Consider the following 15,439-nt stretch of genomic DNA (forward strand, 5'->3'; position numbering starts at 1 on the left):
TCGTCAGTGCGTCGGCGACCGGTAGCGCCGCTCGAAGCGGGCGCCGAGGCCGGTGAGGATTTCGTAGGCGATCGTGCCCGCATCGCGGGCGACATCGGCCAGCGACTGGTGCGGACCGATCAGTTCGACCCGGTCGCCCGGCCGCAGCAAACCCGGTGCCAGGGCGCTGGCATCGACGATGGTGCTGTCCATCGAGACGCGGCCGACGATCGGCAGGCGGATGCCGCCGGCATAGACGGCGCCGCGGTCGCTCAGCGCGCGCGGCCAGCCGTCGGCATAGCCGACCCCGATCGTCGCCAGCCGGCGCGGGGCGCGGGTGACATGGGCGAGGCCGTAGCCGACGCCGGTGCCGGCCGGCACGTCGCGCAGCTGGATCACCGGCGCGCCGAGCGAGACCACCGGCTTCAGCGGCGAGCCGCGGTCGTCGACCGGATCGACGCCGTAGAGCGCGATGCCCGGGCGGACGAGGTCGAGCCCGAAGCCGGGCAGGAAGGCGCCGCCCGAATTGGCGAGCGCCTGCGGGGCGGCCGGCAGCCGGGCGGCGAGCGCGCGGAAGCATTCGAACTGGCGCAGATTGGCCGGCGCGGCGGGCTCGTCGGCGCATGCCAGGTGGCTCATCACCAGCACCACCTCGATCGCCTCCTGCCAGGCCGGGTCGGCGGCGAGCACCGCGACCTCCTCGGCGGCGAGGCCGAGGCGGGCCATGCCGCTGTCGACCTGGATCGCGGCGGGCAGACGGGTGTTGCGGCGGCGGGCTTCCTGCTCCCAGCGGGCGACCTGGTCGAGCGAGTTCAGCACCGGGATCACGGCGGCGGCCGCGGCGGCGGCTTCCGCGCCGGGCGCCAGGCCGTTCAGCACATGGATGCGCGCGGTGGCCGGCAGCTCGGCGGCGAGATCGAGCGCCTCGCCGAGATGGGCTACGAAGAAGTCGCGGCAGCCGGCGTCGTAGAGCGTCTTGGCGACCCGGCCGGCGCCGAGCCCATAGGCGTCGGCCTTGACCACGCCGGCGATGCGCGCGTCCGGCTGACGGGCCTGCAGCACCGCGTAGTTGGCCGCGAGCGCGCCGAGATCGACGACCAGTTCGCCGGCCCCAAGGGCCGGTCCGTTGACGCCTTCGACCACCTTCATGAGCATGCCGTCGCCCTCCTGCCGCCCCGCCGCGACATGGCTGCACTGTCGCAGAAGGGCGTTCGAATGTGGCACCCAAGCGCCGGAGAAGCTTGCGGAATCGGCTCCTTTGCGCAACGATCGTGCGTCCCACGCGAGAATATTGCGATGAAGATCGACGACTTCGACCGCAAGATCATCCGGGCGCTGCGCAAGGACGGCCGGATGAGCAATGTCGATCTCGCCCGCGCGGTCGGCCTGTCGGCCTCGGCCTGCCTCCGGCGGGTGCAGGCGCTGGAGGCCGGCGGCGTCATCCGCGGCTACACGGCGATCGTGGCCGGCGACGACGAGGACGGCATCGTGGTCATCGTGCAGATCACGCTCGACCGGCAGAGCGAGGATTCGCTCAACCAGTTCGAGGAGGCGGTGCGCAAGCATCCCGAGATCCGCGAATGCTTCCTGATGACCGGCATCGCCGACTATGTGCTGCGCGCCGAAGCCCGCAGCGCGGCCCATTACGAGACCATCCACAAGGAGATCCTGTCGCGCCTGCCCGGCGTCGCCCGCATCCAGTCGAGCTTCGCGATCCGCGCCGTGCTGCGCGATCCGGGTCCCGGTCGTTAGACGCGGCACCTTGCGAAAGCGGCCAGGGGCGATAGCGGTGCGGGGCGGCGTTTCGGGCGACGGAGCGTGAGAGCGGGCCGGCCGTGAGGCGTGCGGGCCGGCCGACTGCCGCTCAGGCGGGCGCGCCCAGCACCTCGGCCTTGTATTCCTCGATCAGGCTTTCCAGCGTCGGGCCGGCATCGACGCAGGCGAGCGGCCGCAGGCGGGTCTCGACCAGGGCCAGATGGCTCGACATCGCCTTGACGGCGCGGCCACGCTCGCCGGCGGAGAGGGCGCGGAAGATGGCGCGATGCTCGTCGCAGCCGCATTGCGAGCCGTGCGAGTTCTCGTAGAAGGCGACCAGCATGGTGGTGCGCGAGACCAGTTCGCGCGCCTGCCGCTGGATGATCGGGTTGCCGGTCAGCGCCGCGAGGCGGTGGTGGAATTCGGCCGACAGCCTCAGCCAGGTGTCGCGGTCGCCGGTGCGCAGCGCCTCGGCCTCGCTCTCGACATGCTCGCGCAGCTGGTCGATCTCCGCCGCCGTCAGGGTCTCGGCCAGATGCGCCGCGATGCCGCTCTCCAGGATGCGGCGCGCCTCGAAGATGACGTGGATCTCGTTGAGGTCGGGCGCGATCGTGAAGGCGCCGCGGTTCTTGACCACCTCGATCAGGCGCTCGTGGCCGAGCCGGTGCAGCACCTTGCGGATGCGCTCGCGGCTGACCCCGAAAATGTCGGCGAGGCGATGCTCGCCGAGCTTGGTCCGGCCCGGCAGGCGTCCGGCCAGGATCAGCCGCGACAGGATCAGGTGGATGTCGTCTTCGTGCATGAGCGTCCGGGTGACTTGCCGATCCGGCGACCATGCCGAACCCGGGCCGCCCCTGTCCAGCAGATCGCCGGGGGAGATTGCACATTTTTCCATCGATTGTGCACAAAATGGCTTAAAGTGTGAACCGGCCCGATGGACTCACGATACGGCAACGTATTGAGATCATTGAGTCTTGATGGCAAGGCTCGCGCCATCGGGACTGGCATGAGCCTTGCGAGCCCACCGTCAGCCGCCATTTCGGGCGACGGTATTCGCGAGGGATCATCATGGACACGATCAGCCGGGCGGGTCTCAGCCGCCGCTCCATCCTCAAGGCCGGCGCCGCCGCCGGCTTCACGCTCGCCGCGCCGGGCCTCCTCCGGGCTGAGACCAAGGAATTGGTCGTCGGCGGCGCCGCCAGCCACAAGCCCTGGGTCGAGCAGGTGGTCATCCCGAATTTCGAGAAGAAATACGGCGCCAAGATCATCTTCGAGGGCACCAAGTCGCTGGTCAATCTCGAGAAGATGCAGAAGAACAAGGGGTCGCAGTATCTCTCGGTCGTGCAGATGGACGATCCGGTGATGATCCTGGCCGTCAAGGAAGGCCTGCTCGATCCGCTGACCGCCGCCAAGGCGCCGAACCTTGCCGAATTGGTTCCCGGTGCCACCCATATGGACGGCATGTGGGCCAACTACCTGCAGCCCTGGCTCGGCATCGCCTACAACAAGACCGCGATGAAGACCCCGCCGACCTCCTGGGCGGACCTGTTCGACCCGAAATACAAGGGCCGGATCATCATCCCGTCGCTGCAGAACACCGAGGGCCTGCCGAGCCTGTTCGTCGCCGGCCACCTCGCCACCGGCGCGAGCTTCGCGGCCGCCCAGAAGGACACCGATGCCGGCTTCAAGAAGCTGGCCGGCATCAAGGCGAACCTGCTCACCATCTACACCCAGATGCCGCAGGCCTATAACCTGCTCGAACAGGGCGAGGCCTGGATGATCGGGCCGGCCATGTCGTCCTTCGCCTCCGAGCGCAAGGCGGCCGGCGCGCCGATCGAACTGGCCGCCCCGAAGGAAGGCGTCTTCGCCATGCCGTCCGGCATCGCGGTCGTGAAGGGTGCGCCGCAGTCGGACCTGGCCTTCGCCTATGTCAACGAACTGCTCGGCGCCGCCCTGCAGGCGCAGCTGGTCGGCCCGACCGCCTCGCTCGGCACCAACAAGGCGACGCCCAAGCCGGCCGGTCTGCCCGCCGACCTGACCGTGCACCAGATCGACTGGGCCAATGTCGCCGCCGAGCGGTCCAACTGGGTCTCCCGGTGGGATCGCGAGATGGCGCTCTGACGGCCATGACCGAGGCCGCCGCCCGCGATCCGGGCTTCCTCTCGATCGCCGCCGCCGAGAAGCATTTCGGCCCGGCGACCGTGCTCGACGGCGTCGATCTCGCCGTCGGGCGGGGCGAGTTCGTGTCGCTGCTCGGCCCCTCGGGCTGCGGCAAGACCACGCTCCTGCGCATCGTGGCCGGTCTCGTCCGGCCCGATCGCGGCCGCGTGGTCCTCGACGGCCAGGAGCTGACGCGCCTGCCGCCGCACCGGCGCGACATCGGCGTCGTGTTCCAGAACTACGCGCTGTTCCCCCATCTCGACGTGGCCGGCAACGTCGCCTTCGGGCTCAAGGCCCGCGGTGCCGATCCGGCCGCGATCGCCGCGACGGTCGCCCGCAACCTCGCCCTCGTACAGATGTCGGCCTATGCCGACCGCTCGGTGAAGGCCCTGTCGGGCGGCCAGCAGCAGCGCGTCGCGGTCGCCCGGGCGCTGGCGGTCGGGCCGAAGCTGCTGCTGCTCGACGAGCCCTTCTCGGCGCTCGACCGCAAGCTGCGCGAGGCGATGCAGATCGACCTGAAGCGCATCCTGCGCGAGGTCGGCACGACGGCGATCTTCGTCACCCACGACCAGGACGAGGCGCTCGCCATGTCGGACCGCATCGCCGTGATGGCGCGCGGCCGCATCGAGCAGCTGGCGACCCCGGCCGAGATCTACGCCCGGCCGGCGACCCCCTTCGCGCTCGGCTTCGTCGGCCTGTCGACCCGCATCCCCGGCACGGTTCAGGCCGCGGAGGCCGGCCTCCTGACCATCGCGACGGCGCTCGGGCCGATCCGCGCGCGCGGCCATTTCCTGCCCGGCAGCGCCGTCCTGGTCGGCGTCCGGCCGGAGCGGATCGCGCTCGGTAGCGGCGCCGGAGACGCGACCGGCCCCGCCGGCCCAGCCGGCCACAATGCGATCCGGGCGGCGCTCGCCGATGCGATCTTCAAGGGCGCCCGGGTGCAGCTGCTGTTCGCCGCGCCCGAAGGCGCGGAAGTCCAGGTCGAGGCATCGAGCCTGCCGGCCGGCGCCGCCCCGGGTGCGCTGCTCGATCTCACCTGGGCGGTCGACGACACGCTCGTCTATCCGGCCGCCGAGGCCGGGCCGCAGGATCTGGAGGCGGTCGCATGATGGCGCTGCGCCGCATCGATCCGGTCGGCCTCCTGGTGCTGCCGGCGGTCCTCTATCTGGGCCTCGTCTACGGGCTGCCGCTCCTCAACCTGCTCGCCCGCGCGCTGGTGATCGACGGGGTGCCGTCGGTCGCCGGCTTCGTCAAATTCTTCTCCGATCCGTTCGACTGGATCGTGATCGGCAACACGCTGCGCATCGCCGTCCTGGTCACGCTGCTCTCGCTCGCCATCGGCTTCCCGACCGCCCTGGCGCTGGCCCGGGCGCGCGGCGCCGCTCAGGCGCTGATCCTGGTCGCGATCATCCTGCCGCTCTCGGTCGGCGTGGTGGTCAAGGCCTTCGCCTGGCAGATCGTGCTCCGGCGCGACGGCGTCGTCTCGCAGGCCCTGGTCGCGCTCGGCCTGTGGGACGAGCCGCAGCGGCTGCTGTTCACCGAGGCCGGCCTGGTCATCGGCGCCGCCAACGTCTTCGTGCCGTTCATGATCCTGCCGATCTATTCGGTCGTGAAGCTGATCGACCCGCGCCTCGGCGAGGCCGCCGCCACGCTCGGCGCCGCCCCCGGCTATCGCTTCTTCCGGGTCTTCCTGCCGCTGGCGCTGCCCGGCATCGTCTCCGGCATCGCCTTCGTCTTCTCCATGGCGGTGTCGATGTATGTCGTGCCGAACCTCCTGATCGGCGACCGCTTCCAGACGCTGGCGACCCTGACCGGCCGCTCCTTCCTGCTCATGCGCAACGAACAGCTCGGCTCGACCACGGCGGTGGTGCTGCTGGTCCTCGCCGTCTCGGTCGTGGTCGCCAGTTCGGCGCTGTCGCGCCGGTTCGGAGGTCAGTCGTGACGCCGGTCGAACGCCTGTCCGGGATCGTCGTCTGGGTCCTCGCGATCGCGACGGTGGTCTTCCTGCTGACCCCGCTCGCCGTCACGGTGGCGGTCAGCTTCGGCTCGAGCGCCGTCTTCACGCTGCCGGCGCCGTCCTGGTCGCTGCGCTGGTACGAGGCGCTCGGCCGCTCGCGCGAGCTCTGGGGCGTGGTGGCGACCTCGGTCCAGCTGGCCGCGCTGTCGACCGTGCTCGGCCTCGGCCTCGGTACCGCCGCCGCGATCGGCCTCCTCAACGGCCGCTTCCCCGGCCGCGACGCGATCGTCACCTTCCTGGTCTCGCCCCTGATGCTGCCCGGCCTGGTGGTCGGCATCGCCATGCTGGAGGCCTACCGGGCCGCCGGCCTGCGCTCGGTCTGGGTCAGCCTGATCCTCGCCCATGTGGTGATCACGCTGCCCTATGTGGTGCGCACCGTCTATGCCGCGCTGTCGCTGTTCGACTTCACGCTGATCGACGCCGCGCGCACGCTCGGCCTGTCCTACCCGAGGGCGATCGTGCAGGTGCTGGTGCCGGCGCTCGCCCCGGCCTTCGTCACCTCCGGCATGTTCGCCTTCCTGGCGTCGATGGACAATTATCCGATCTCGATCTTCTTCACCGATGCCTGGACCCGCACCCTGCCGATCCAGATGCTCCAGTTCGTCGAGGAAAGCCCCGATCCGACCATCGCGGCCATTTCCACCCTGCTCATCCTGCTCGCCGTCGTGGTCCTGGTCGTCGGAGACCGCATGGTCGGGCTGCGCCGCATGGCCGATCTCTGAGGAGTGAATTCGATGTCCCCGACCCGTGACTTCCGCGGCTATGCCGGCCGTCCGCCCGCCGTTCTCTGGCCGGACGGCGCGCGGCTCGCCGTCTCGGTGGTGGTCAATGTCGAGGAGGGCGCCGAACTGGCGCTGTCTGCCGGCGACGAGCGCAACGAGAGCGTCTACGAGGTGCAGGAGGAAATCGTCGGCGTGCCCGACCCCTGCATGGAATCCCATTTCGAATACGGCACCCGCGCCGGCTGGCCGCGCATCCGGGCGCTGCTGAAGGACTACGGCGTCGCGGCGACGCTCAATGCCAACGGCCGGGCGGTCGCGCTGTCGCCGTGGCTGGCGCAGGAGGGCGTCGCCGACGGCCACGAGGTCGCCGCTCATGGCTGGCGCTGGGAGCGCCACGCCCATATGAGCGAGGCGGAAGAGCGCAGCGCCATCGCCCGCACCGTCGCGGCGATCACCGAGGCCGCGGGCGCGCCGCCGCGCGGCTGGCACACCCGGTCGGCGACCTCGCCCAACACCCGCCGCCTGCTCCTGGAACAGGGCGGCTTCCTCTACGATTCCAACGCCTACAACGACGACCTGCCCTATCTGACCGATGTCGGCGGCACCGACCATCTGGTCCTGCCCTATGCCTTCGACACCAACGACATGCGCTTCACCCGCAACGGCGGCTTCGTCTTCGGCGACGACTTCGCGCATTACTGCATCGATGCCTTCGACCGGCTCCATGCCGAAGGCGGCCAGGCGCCGCGCATGATGTCGGTCGGGCTGCATCTCAGGATCATCGGCCGGCCGGGCCGGATCGGCGGGCTCGAGCGCTTCCTCGCCCATGTCGCGTCGAAGTCCGGCGTCTGGTTCGCCCGGCGCGACCAGATCGCGCGGCACTGGTTGGAGGCGACCGGACGGCAGGATATCCTCGCCCGCGTTCTCGGGCCGACGGCGGTGTGATGCGACTGCTCCTGATCAATCCGAACACCAATGCGGCCACGACCGAGACGATGCGGGCGATCGCGGCGCGCGCGGCGCCGGCCGGCACGGCGGTGATCGGGCTGACGGCCCGGCACGGGGCGCCGCTGATCACCGACGCCGCGGCCCTGGCGGTCGCCGCGGAGGCAGTCGCCGAGCTGGTGCCCGAGATCGAGGCGATCGCGCCGGATGCGGTCATCGTCTCGGCCTTCGGCGATCCGGGCTTCGACGCGCTCGATGCCGCGCTCGCCTGTCCGGTCGTCGGCATCGGCCAGGCCGGCTTCCTGGAGGCCTCCGCCGGCGGCCGGCGCTTCGCGGTGGCGACGACCACGCCCGATCTCGCCGCCTCGATCACGGCCATGGCGGACGGCTACGGCCATGGCGGCTCGTTTCTCGGCGTCGCGCTGACGCCCGGCCGGCCCGAGGCCCTGATGGCCGATCCGGAGGCCCTTCTTGAAGCGCTCGACCGGGCCTGCCGGGAGGCCATTTTCGGGCTCGGCGCCGAAGCCGTGGTGATCGGCGGCGGCCCCCTCGGCGAGGCGGCCGACCGGCTGGCGCCGCGTTTCGCCGAGCCGATCGTCGCTCCCATCCGGGCGGCCGTGCGGCTTGCCGCAGCCCGGGTCGCCGCGGCCCGGGCGACCCTCTCCTGATCCTGCGGCCGATCGGCGCTATTCTACCGGGCCGGGATTCCCGCTACGCGCTCTCGCGGGCCTTGTCATGACGGGTCGCGGGCGGCTAAGACCTTTTGGAAGCCTTGCCGCCGAACCATTGCCGCCGACCCTGTCTCGCCGCCGGCATCGCCGATCCGGAGAAACGGTGCGCGGCTGCATCCGGCGACGCGACGACGCCCGGCGCCCCCGGCACCGCGTTGCGTCACCGCAGCCGGCCGTGCGCCACGGCCTTGGCCCGTCCTGTCGCCCTCGGCCCGCAACGCCTTGCGGGGCCGGAGCGAATCGGCCCCTTTCAGTCCGGATGCGGTCGGTTGCAGGCCGTCCGGGTCTTCTGGGCCGGGCCGGGCCGGGTCGGGGCGGGACACCGGACGGGACGGCATGACGGGTTCGACGGCGGGCGGCGACGCGGCAACATCGGTGGTGGGGACGATGCTCGAACAGACCGAGAAGGCGCGGCTCGGGCGGCTCTACGAGCAGCTGCGGCTGAAGCTGCTCGATCTGACCAAGCGCAACCGGATGCTCAGCTATCCGGTCGGCAGCCGTTCGAAGCGGCAGTTGCAGATCGTCGACGAGGTGCTCGAGGAGGTCTACGGCCGGCTGACCGGCGGCGAGGCCGCGATGCGGCTGGTCGCGCTGCCGGAGCCCGACACCATCCCGGCCGACGAGAAGACCGAGGAGTTCCTCTCCGCGCTCGACCACGCCCGCGCGTCCGATGTCGAATATCTGGTCGCGCTGGAAGGCCTGCAGGCGGCCGGCGGCGACAACGAGGCCGAACTCGACCGGCTCGAACAGGCGCTGCGCCGGCGCCTGCGCGTCGCGCTCGACCTGCCGCCGCGCCCCGAACGCGCCGAGATCAACCGCAACGACCATGCCCGCGCGCTCGGCATCGAGCCGAACCCGGAACTCGGCCCGGCCGCCACCAAGCCGGCGCATGGCAACGGTCAGCTGCAGACGCTGAAATATCCCGAGGAGCTGGAATCCGTCCTGGAGAAGATCCACGACGAGGCCCGCCTCGCCGAGCAGGAATCCGGCCTGTCGACGCTGTTTCTCGCCTTCGGCTTCCTCGAATGGTACGAGAGCGAGACCTCCGACAAGCCGCTCTACGCGCCGCTGATCCTGCTGCCGGTGCGCATCGAGCGCGAGCGGCTGCGCGGCAAGGAAGTCTATGCGCTATCCGCCCGCGAGCCGGTCGCGGAAGGCAATATCAGCCTGCAGAAGCTGCTCGAGGACCGCCGCTACGGCCGCATCCTGCCCGATTTCGCGCCGGCCGAGGACGAGGAGGGCGACAAAGCCGGGACCGTGGAGGCCTATTTCGAGGCCGTCCGGGCGGCCGTCGAGGGGCTGCCGCGCTGGCGGGTGCGCCGCTGGCTGGTGCTCGGCCATTTCTCCTTCGCGCGCATCGCCATCTACGAGGATACCCGGCCCGAGCGCTGGACGGTCGATCCGGTCGAGAGCGGCCTGGTCGGCTCGCTGCTCGCCGGCTTCGAGCGCGATGCGGCGCCGTCCGCCGCGCTCGGCGCCCCGCCCGACTATCCGATCGACGATCCGGAGATCGAGCGGATCACCCCGATCCTGATCCAGGACGCCGACGCCTCCCAGCACAGCGCGCTGGTCGACGTGATGCAGGCCAAGAACCTGGTCATCCAGGGGCCGCCCGGCACCGGCAAGTCGCAGACCATCACCAACGTCATCGCCAACGCGCTCGCGGCCGGGCAGAGCGTGCTGTTCCTGGCCGAGAAGCAGGCCGCGCTCGACGTGGTCAAGCGCCGGCTCGACGGCGCCGGGCTCGGCCATTTCTGCCTCGAACTGCATTCCGAGAAATCCTCGCCGAAGGCCGTGGTCAAGAGCCTCGCCGACCGCTGCGATCTCGGCGTCGCGGTCGGCGGCGGGGCCCCGGCGCCGGCGGCCGATCCGACCTGGCGCGCCGCGCGGGCCTTCGTCTCCGACTATGTCGAAGCCCTGCACGCGCCCGCCGCCGACCGCGCCACCCCGTTCTCGCTGATCTGGTCCTCGATCCGCGGCGCGGCGCGCTTCGCCGACGGGGCCGCCGCGCTCGCCGCGACGCGCCTGCCGGACGGCCTGCTGACCGATCCGGTCGCGCTCGCCGACCTGACCGGCGAGGTCGAGACCTATGCCTATCAGGTGCAGGCCTTCGAACAGGCCTTCGGCCCGCGCCAGGCCTGCGTCTGGTCCGGCCTGATCGAGGCCGAGCCGGCGCCGCACGAGCAGCCGCGCCTGATCGCCGCGCTCGACCGGATGATCGCGACCGGCCGCCCGGTCATGGACCTGCCGGCGCTCCTGGCCGAATTCGGCCCGGCCACGCTGGACGAGGCCCTGGCGCTGGTGACGCGCGAGGCCGCGCTGCCGGCCGAGCCGCCGCCGGATCCGACCCCCTGGGCCGGTCTCGATCCGATGCTCGCATGCGCGGCCGGCACGGCGCGCATCGACTGGCTCGATCGCGACGCCGACCACGCGGTGCTGTACGCCCAGATCGGCCTGCCCGACGATCTGATCGCCCGGGCGCCCGCGGTGCTGGCCGCCCTGCCGCCACGCGCCGATGCCGAACGGTCGCCGGCCGAGCTCTTCGCACAGGCGCGGCGCTCGATCGCGGCGGTCGACGCGACCGAAGCCCTGGTCGCGGCGCTGCTGCCGGCGCTCGACATCGCCGGCCTCGACGACGGCCTGGCGGCCGAGGCGCTCGGCCTCGTCGCCAAGGCGATCGTCGGGCTCGCCGTGCTGACCCCGCTCGAACGCCGCTGGTATCTCGACGCCACCCTGGACGACGCCGCCTTCGACCGGCTCCAGGCCGAATGGTCGGCGCTGGCGCGCGAGCGCGGCGACCTCATGCGCCTGAGCCCGGCCCTGGCGGCGCCGGACCTGCCGGAGCCGGCCGCGATGCGCAAGGCCGCGGCGGCCCTGCGGCGATCCTGGATCGGGCGCCTGGTCGGCCGGTTCGACGGCTCGATGGCGCAAGCCGAGGCGATCGCCGCCCGCGCCAGTCTCGTCGGCGAGGGCCGCCTCGTCGCCGCGCATCTCGACCGGCTGGCCGAGCATGTCGAGCGGACGGTGCGGTTCGAGACCGATCGGACCGCCGCGCAACTGTTCGGGTCCGCCTGGGCCGGGCTGGCGACGCCGTTCGAGCCGATCGCCCGCGGCCGCGGCCTGCGGCGGGACCTCGAAGCGACCGCCGCCGACCGGCCCGGCCTCGCGCCGGCGCTCGCCGCCATCCTGGCGCTCGACGCCGAGCGGGCCGCCGCCCTGGCCGGCTTTCGCCTCGCCGGCGAAGGCGTCGCGAAGTCCCCGGCCGTGGCTTCGCTCGGCGCCGGTGCCGGCTCGATCCGCGATCTCCTGCGCGGGCTCGGTCAGCAGCGCGCCTTGTGGACGCGCTTCCTGGCCGCCGATCCCGATCAGGCGCTGGCCGCCTCGCCGGCGCCGCTGGCCCGGATCGCCCGGGCGGCGACGCTCGACCGTGAGCGGAGCGCGGCTGCGGACCGTCTCGCCGCAACCGGCCTCGCCGATCGGGTCACCGCCGCGATCCCCGACATGGCCGCCGTGCCGGCGGCCCGCAGCGGGCTCGACTGGCTCGCCGCCACGGCGGCCTGCGGTCTTCCGGCCGCGGTCCAGGCCGCCCTCGTCTCGGCGGAGGCCGGCGCCGTGCGCGCCCGGCTGGCGGCATTGTGCACCGAGGCCCGCAACCGGCTGGCCCACTACGAGGCGAGCCTGGTCGACCTCGGCGGCGTCGGCCTCGGCCGGCTGGCCGATCTCGCCCTCGCCGAACGCTTCGCCCGCGCCGAGGCGCTGGTCGCTGCGCGCCATCAGCTGGCCGACGTGGTCGCCCTGCAGGTCGCCCGGCGCCGGCTGGCCGCGGCCGGGCTCGACGACCTCCTCGACCGGATCGACGCGGCCGGCCTGCCGGGCGCCGGCGTGGCGGCGGCCTTCGCCTGGGTGGTCGCCCGGCGCCGGGCCGAACGGGCCCGTCAGACCGCGGCCGGCCTCGCCCGCTCCAATGGCGGCGAACTCGAAGCGCGCCGCCGCATCTTCGCCGAGCGCGACCGGGCCAAGATCCGCGCCGACCGCGAGACCGTTCGGACGCGCCTGCTGACCCGCCGCCCGCCCGACGGCGCCAAGGGCGGCTCGGTCACCACCTGGACCGAGATGGCGCTGCTCAGGAACGAATTGCCGAAGCAGAAGCGCTTCGTGCCGGTGCGGTCGCTGGTCGGCCGCGCCGCCGGCGCGATCCTGTCGCTGAAGCCCTGCTTCATGATGTCCCCGCTGTCGCTCGCCAAGTTCCTGCCGCCCGGCCGGATCGCCTTCGATCTCCTGGTCATCGACGAGGCCTCGCAGATGCGGCCCGAGGATGCGCTCGGCGCGATGCTGCGCGCGCGCCAGATGGTCGTGGTCGGCGATCCGCGCCAGCTGCCGCCGACCAGCTTCTTCGAGCGCTCCGGCGACGCGCCGGCCGAAGAGGCCGAGGCCGACGATGTCGACGACGAATCCATCCTGGAGCGCTGCCAGAAGGTCTTCGGCGAGGTGCGCCGGCTGAAATGGCACTATCGCAGCCGCTGCGAGAGCCTGATCCGCTTCTCCAACGAGACCTTCTACGACAACGGCCTGATCACCTTCCCGGCGGCGCGGCCCGGCGCCTTCTCGATCGATCTGGTGCGCGTCGACGGCACCTATCAGGCGCGCCGCAATCCCGCCGAGGCCGAGCGCATCGCCGAGGAGGCGATCGCCTTCATGCGCCACCATGCCGGTCTGCCGGAGGACGAGGTCCGCTCGCTCGGCATCGTCACGCTGAACACCGACCAGCGCGACCTGGTCGGCGAGACCCTGCGCCGCTTCGCCGCCGGCGACGAGGCGGTCGAGCGCTATGGCGAGATCATGGAGAAGCGCGGCGAGCCGCTCTTCGTCAAGAATCTGGAAAACGTGCAGGGCGACGAGCGCGATTTCATCTTCATCTCGCTGACCTACGGCCGCGAGGCCGGCGCCAAGGCGATGAAGCAGCGCTTCGGGCCGATCAACACCCGTCACGGCGCGCGCCGGCTCAACGTGCTGTTCTCGCGCGCCCGCCTGCGCATCGGCCTGTTCGCCTCCTTCGGCTCGATCGACGTGGTGCCGACCGAGACCTCGCGCGACGGCGTCCATGTCCTGCGCAACTATCTCGAATATGCCGAGACGCGCGGCCGCGCGGCGCCGGGCCGGACGGCCGGCGTGCCGGACAGCGATTTCGAGGTCGAGGTCGCCCGCCGGCTGGAGGCGCGCGGCTACCGGGTCGTGCCGCAGGTCGGCGTCTCCGGCTACCGCATCGATCTCGGCATCCGCCATCCGGACCGACCGGAGACCTACCTGGCCGGCATCGAATGCGACGGCGCGGCCTATCATTCCAGCCGCAGCGCGCGCGACCGCGACCGCCTGCGCGAGGAGGTGCTGCGCGGGCTCGGCTGGGACATCCTGCGCGTCTGGTCGACCGACTGGTTCGAGGATCCCGGCCAACAGACCGACCGCCTCGTCCGCCGCCTGGAGGACCTGCGCGCCCGGACGAAAACGGCGGCGGTCGACTATGTCCTGTGGCGCGCGCCGCCGGACGACGCCGATGTCGAGGCGGCCGCGGCGTCCGGTGCCGACAGCATGGAGGAGGGGACCGCCGGGACCGCAGCCGCCCCCGGCGCCGAAGACCGGGATGTCTCGCCCGGCGGCCCCGAAGCCACCCCGGTCGCGGCGTCCCCGGTCGCGGCGTCCGGCATGAAAGCCTCGTCCGCGGACGGTCCGGCGCCCGAGGCGGCGGTAGCATCGGCGGGTAGTGCGGCCGCCCCGCTCTCGGTCTCCCCAGTCGCGGCATCCGGCATGGCAGCGTCGTCTGCGGATGGTCCGGCACCCGAGGCGGGGTCGGCATCGGCCGGCATGGCGGCCGCCCCGCTCGTAGCCTCCCCGGTCGCGGCTTCCGGCATGAAAGCCTCGTCCGCGGAAGGTCCGGCGCCCGAAGCGGCGGCGGCATCGGCGGGTGTTGCGGCCGCCCCGATTGCCGCCTCCCCGGTCACTGCGTCCGGCATGGCAGCGCCGTCCGCGGACGGTCCGGCACCCGAGGTGGCGGCGGCATCGGCCGGTAGTGCGGCCGTCCCGGTCGCAGTCTCCCCGGTCGCGACATCCGGCATGGAGGTCTCGTCCGCGGATGGTCCGGCACCCGAGACGGCGGTGGCATCGGTTGGCATGGCGGTCGTCCCGGTCGCAGCCTCTCCGGTTGCGGCGTCCGGCATGGCAGGGTCGTCCGCGGAAGGTCCGGCGCCCGAAGCGGCGGTAGCATCGGCGGGTGTTGCGGCCGCCCCGGTCGCAGCCACCCGGGGCGCGGCCTCGGCGACCGGCGCTCCGGCCTTGCCGGCGGACACCAGGGTCCGCGCCGCGACGGCCGGTTTCGATCCCGCCGCCGAGATCGACGGCACCCGCCCGCTCACCGAGCGCGAGGCCTTCGCGGTGCTTGCGGCCTATCGCGAGACGGTGATCCGCCCGGCCGCCGGCGACGCCTTCGAGGCCCAGCGCTCGATCCTGCGCGAGGCCATGATCGAGACCCTGGTCCGCCAGCGCATCGCCGATCCCGACGACTGGTTCGTCAAGGTGCCGCAATATCTGCGCACCGGCACCAGCCCGATGGAAAAGCGCCACCACCTCGACCGCATCTGCACCATCGTCGCCCGCATCGCCTGACCCGCCGCAACCCGATCGCGCCTCCAGCCCGATCTCCCGGTTTTCCCCTTCGCCCCCCAAGGGGGGAGAAGGTGGCCGAAGGCCGGATGAGGGGGTGGATAGGGCGGTCTTCCGCCGGATTTGCGGTTCGAGCGGGACCGGGCGATCCGTCAGGGCCACAGCATCGCAACCCCTCATCCGCCCTTCGGGCACCTTCTCCCGCAAGGGGAGAAGGGGACAACGCGTTGTGGGATCGGGGAAATCGGCCGTACTATCTCTCGGTTTTTCCCTTCTCCCCCCAAGGGGGGAGAAGGCGGCCGAAGGCCGGATGAGCGACTGTGTCTGGGGTCAAGTAGGCATAGCGAGGCCTGTGCGCGCCTGGCGTGCTTTTGCGTTGAGTCTGATGAGGAGTTTGTGGGCGAGGGCGACGCGGATGACCTTCGGGGGCTTGCCGGCTTCCTTCAACCTTTTGGCGAAGTCTCGGAAGTCGTCGT

General features: G+C 72.0%; 10 protein-coding genes and 1 pseudogene. 8 read left to right on the forward strand and 3 right to left on the reverse strand.

All coding sequences use genetic code 11. The annotated features are described in order from the left end of the window. Positions 1–3: 3 nt before the first annotated feature. Complete coding sequence (alr, locus tag ABB55_RS19495) at positions 4–1,134, reverse strand: alanine racemase (RefSeq protein WP_083463767.1); 1,131 nt, start codon at positions 1,132–1,134, stop codon at positions 4–6. Positions 1,135–1,275: 141 nt separating this feature from the next. Between alr and ABB55_RS19500 the strand changes: the two genes are divergently transcribed. Then, positions 1,276–1,731: an Lrp/AsnC family transcriptional regulator gene (locus ABB55_RS19500; protein ID WP_054360295.1), complete on the forward strand. Its 456-nt coding sequence runs from the start codon at positions 1,276–1,278 to the stop codon at positions 1,729–1,731. 112 nt (positions 1,732–1,843) lie between these two features. Here ABB55_RS19500 and ABB55_RS19505 read toward each other — a convergent pair whose 3' ends face one another. Further along, positions 1,844–2,536, reverse strand: a complete 693-nt coding sequence (locus ABB55_RS19505) for a GntR family transcriptional regulator (protein WP_054360296.1) — start codon at positions 2,534–2,536, stop codon at positions 1,844–1,846. A 266-nt stretch (positions 2,537–2,802) separates the two neighbouring features. On the opposite strand from ABB55_RS19505, the gene ABB55_RS19510 reads away from it, so the two are divergent. The 7 genes from ABB55_RS19510 to ABB55_RS19540 all read left to right on the forward strand — a co-directional run bounded on the left by ABB55_RS19510 (position 2,803) and on the right by ABB55_RS19540 (position 14,966). Then, on the forward strand, positions 2,803–3,855 hold the full coding sequence (locus ABB55_RS19510) for an ABC transporter substrate-binding protein (RefSeq protein WP_054360297.1): 1,053 nt from the start codon (positions 2,803–2,805) through the stop codon (positions 3,853–3,855). 5 nt (positions 3,856–3,860) lie between these two features. After that, positions 3,861–5,003, forward strand: a complete 1,143-nt coding sequence (locus ABB55_RS19515) for an ABC transporter ATP-binding protein (RefSeq protein ID WP_054360298.1) — start codon at positions 3,861–3,863, stop codon at positions 5,001–5,003. Then, on the forward strand, positions 5,000–5,836 hold the full coding sequence (locus ABB55_RS19520; protein WP_200912049.1) for an ABC transporter permease: 837 nt from the start codon (positions 5,000–5,002) through the stop codon (positions 5,834–5,836). Before ABB55_RS19515 ends, ABB55_RS19520 begins: the two co-directional genes overlap by 4 nt. Beyond that, positions 5,833–6,633, forward strand: coding sequence for an ABC transporter permease (locus ABB55_RS19525; RefSeq protein ID WP_054360299.1), 801 nt, complete (start codon positions 5,833–5,835; stop codon positions 6,631–6,633). The genes ABB55_RS19520 and ABB55_RS19525 overlap by 4 nt, the downstream gene beginning before the upstream one ends. A 12-nt stretch (positions 6,634–6,645) precedes the next feature. Continuing rightward, a complete protein-coding gene (locus tag ABB55_RS19530; RefSeq protein WP_054362182.1) occupies positions 6,646–7,578 on the forward strand; it encodes a polysaccharide deacetylase family protein in 933 nt (310 codons plus the stop codon). Beyond that, positions 7,578–8,246, forward strand: a complete 669-nt coding sequence (locus tag ABB55_RS19535) for an aspartate/glutamate racemase family protein (RefSeq protein WP_054360300.1) — start codon at positions 7,578–7,580, stop codon at positions 8,244–8,246. Before ABB55_RS19530 ends, ABB55_RS19535 begins: the two co-directional genes overlap by 1 nt. A gap of 399 nt (positions 8,247–8,645) precedes the next feature. Next, positions 8,646–14,966: a DUF4011 domain-containing protein gene (locus ABB55_RS19540; RefSeq protein WP_054360301.1), complete on the forward strand. Its 6,321-nt coding sequence runs from the start codon at positions 8,646–8,648 to the stop codon at positions 14,964–14,966. A gap of 327 nt (positions 14,967–15,293) precedes the next feature. Here the strand turns inward: ABB55_RS19540 and ABB55_RS30960 are convergent. After that, positions 15,294–15,439 (reverse strand): annotated as a pseudogene (locus ABB55_RS30960) (IS110-like element ISAli8 family transposase); the annotation flags it as partial.

It is taken from the genome of Prosthecodimorpha hirschii (assembly GCF_001305515.1).
Lineage (GTDB): Bacteria > Pseudomonadota > Alphaproteobacteria > Rhizobiales > Ancalomicrobiaceae > Prosthecodimorpha > Prosthecodimorpha hirschii.

What these genes read in the sequence shown, in the direction of transcription:
- alr (WP_083463767.1), bottom strand. Translation starts at nt 1,134, where the DNA reads ATGCTCATGAAGGTGGTCGAAGGCGTCAACGGACCGGCCCTTGGGGCC.
- ABB55_RS19500 (WP_054360295.1), top strand. Translation starts at nt 1,276, where the DNA reads ATGAAGATCGACGACTTCGACCGCAAGATCATCCGGGCGCTGCGCAAG.
- ABB55_RS19505 (WP_054360296.1), bottom strand. Translation starts at nt 2,536, where the DNA reads ATGCACGAAGACGACATCCACCTGATCCTGTCGCGGCTGATCCTGGCC.
- ABB55_RS19510 (WP_054360297.1), top strand. Translation starts at nt 2,803, where the DNA reads ATGGACACGATCAGCCGGGCGGGTCTCAGCCGCCGCTCCATCCTCAAG.
- ABB55_RS19515 (WP_054360298.1), top strand. Translation starts at nt 3,861, where the DNA reads ATGACCGAGGCCGCCGCCCGCGATCCGGGCTTCCTCTCGATCGCCGCC.
- ABB55_RS19520 (WP_200912049.1), top strand. Translation starts at nt 5,000, where the DNA reads ATGATGGCGCTGCGCCGCATCGATCCGGTCGGCCTCCTGGTGCTGCCG.
- ABB55_RS19530 (WP_054362182.1), top strand. Translation starts at nt 6,646, where the DNA reads ATGTCCCCGACCCGTGACTTCCGCGGCTATGCCGGCCGTCCGCCCGCC.
- ABB55_RS19535 (WP_054360300.1), top strand. Translation starts at nt 7,578, where the DNA reads ATGCGACTGCTCCTGATCAATCCGAACACCAATGCGGCCACGACCGAG.
- ABB55_RS19540 (WP_054360301.1), top strand. Translation starts at nt 8,646, where the DNA reads ATGACGGGTTCGACGGCGGGCGGCGACGCGGCAACATCGGTGGTGGGG.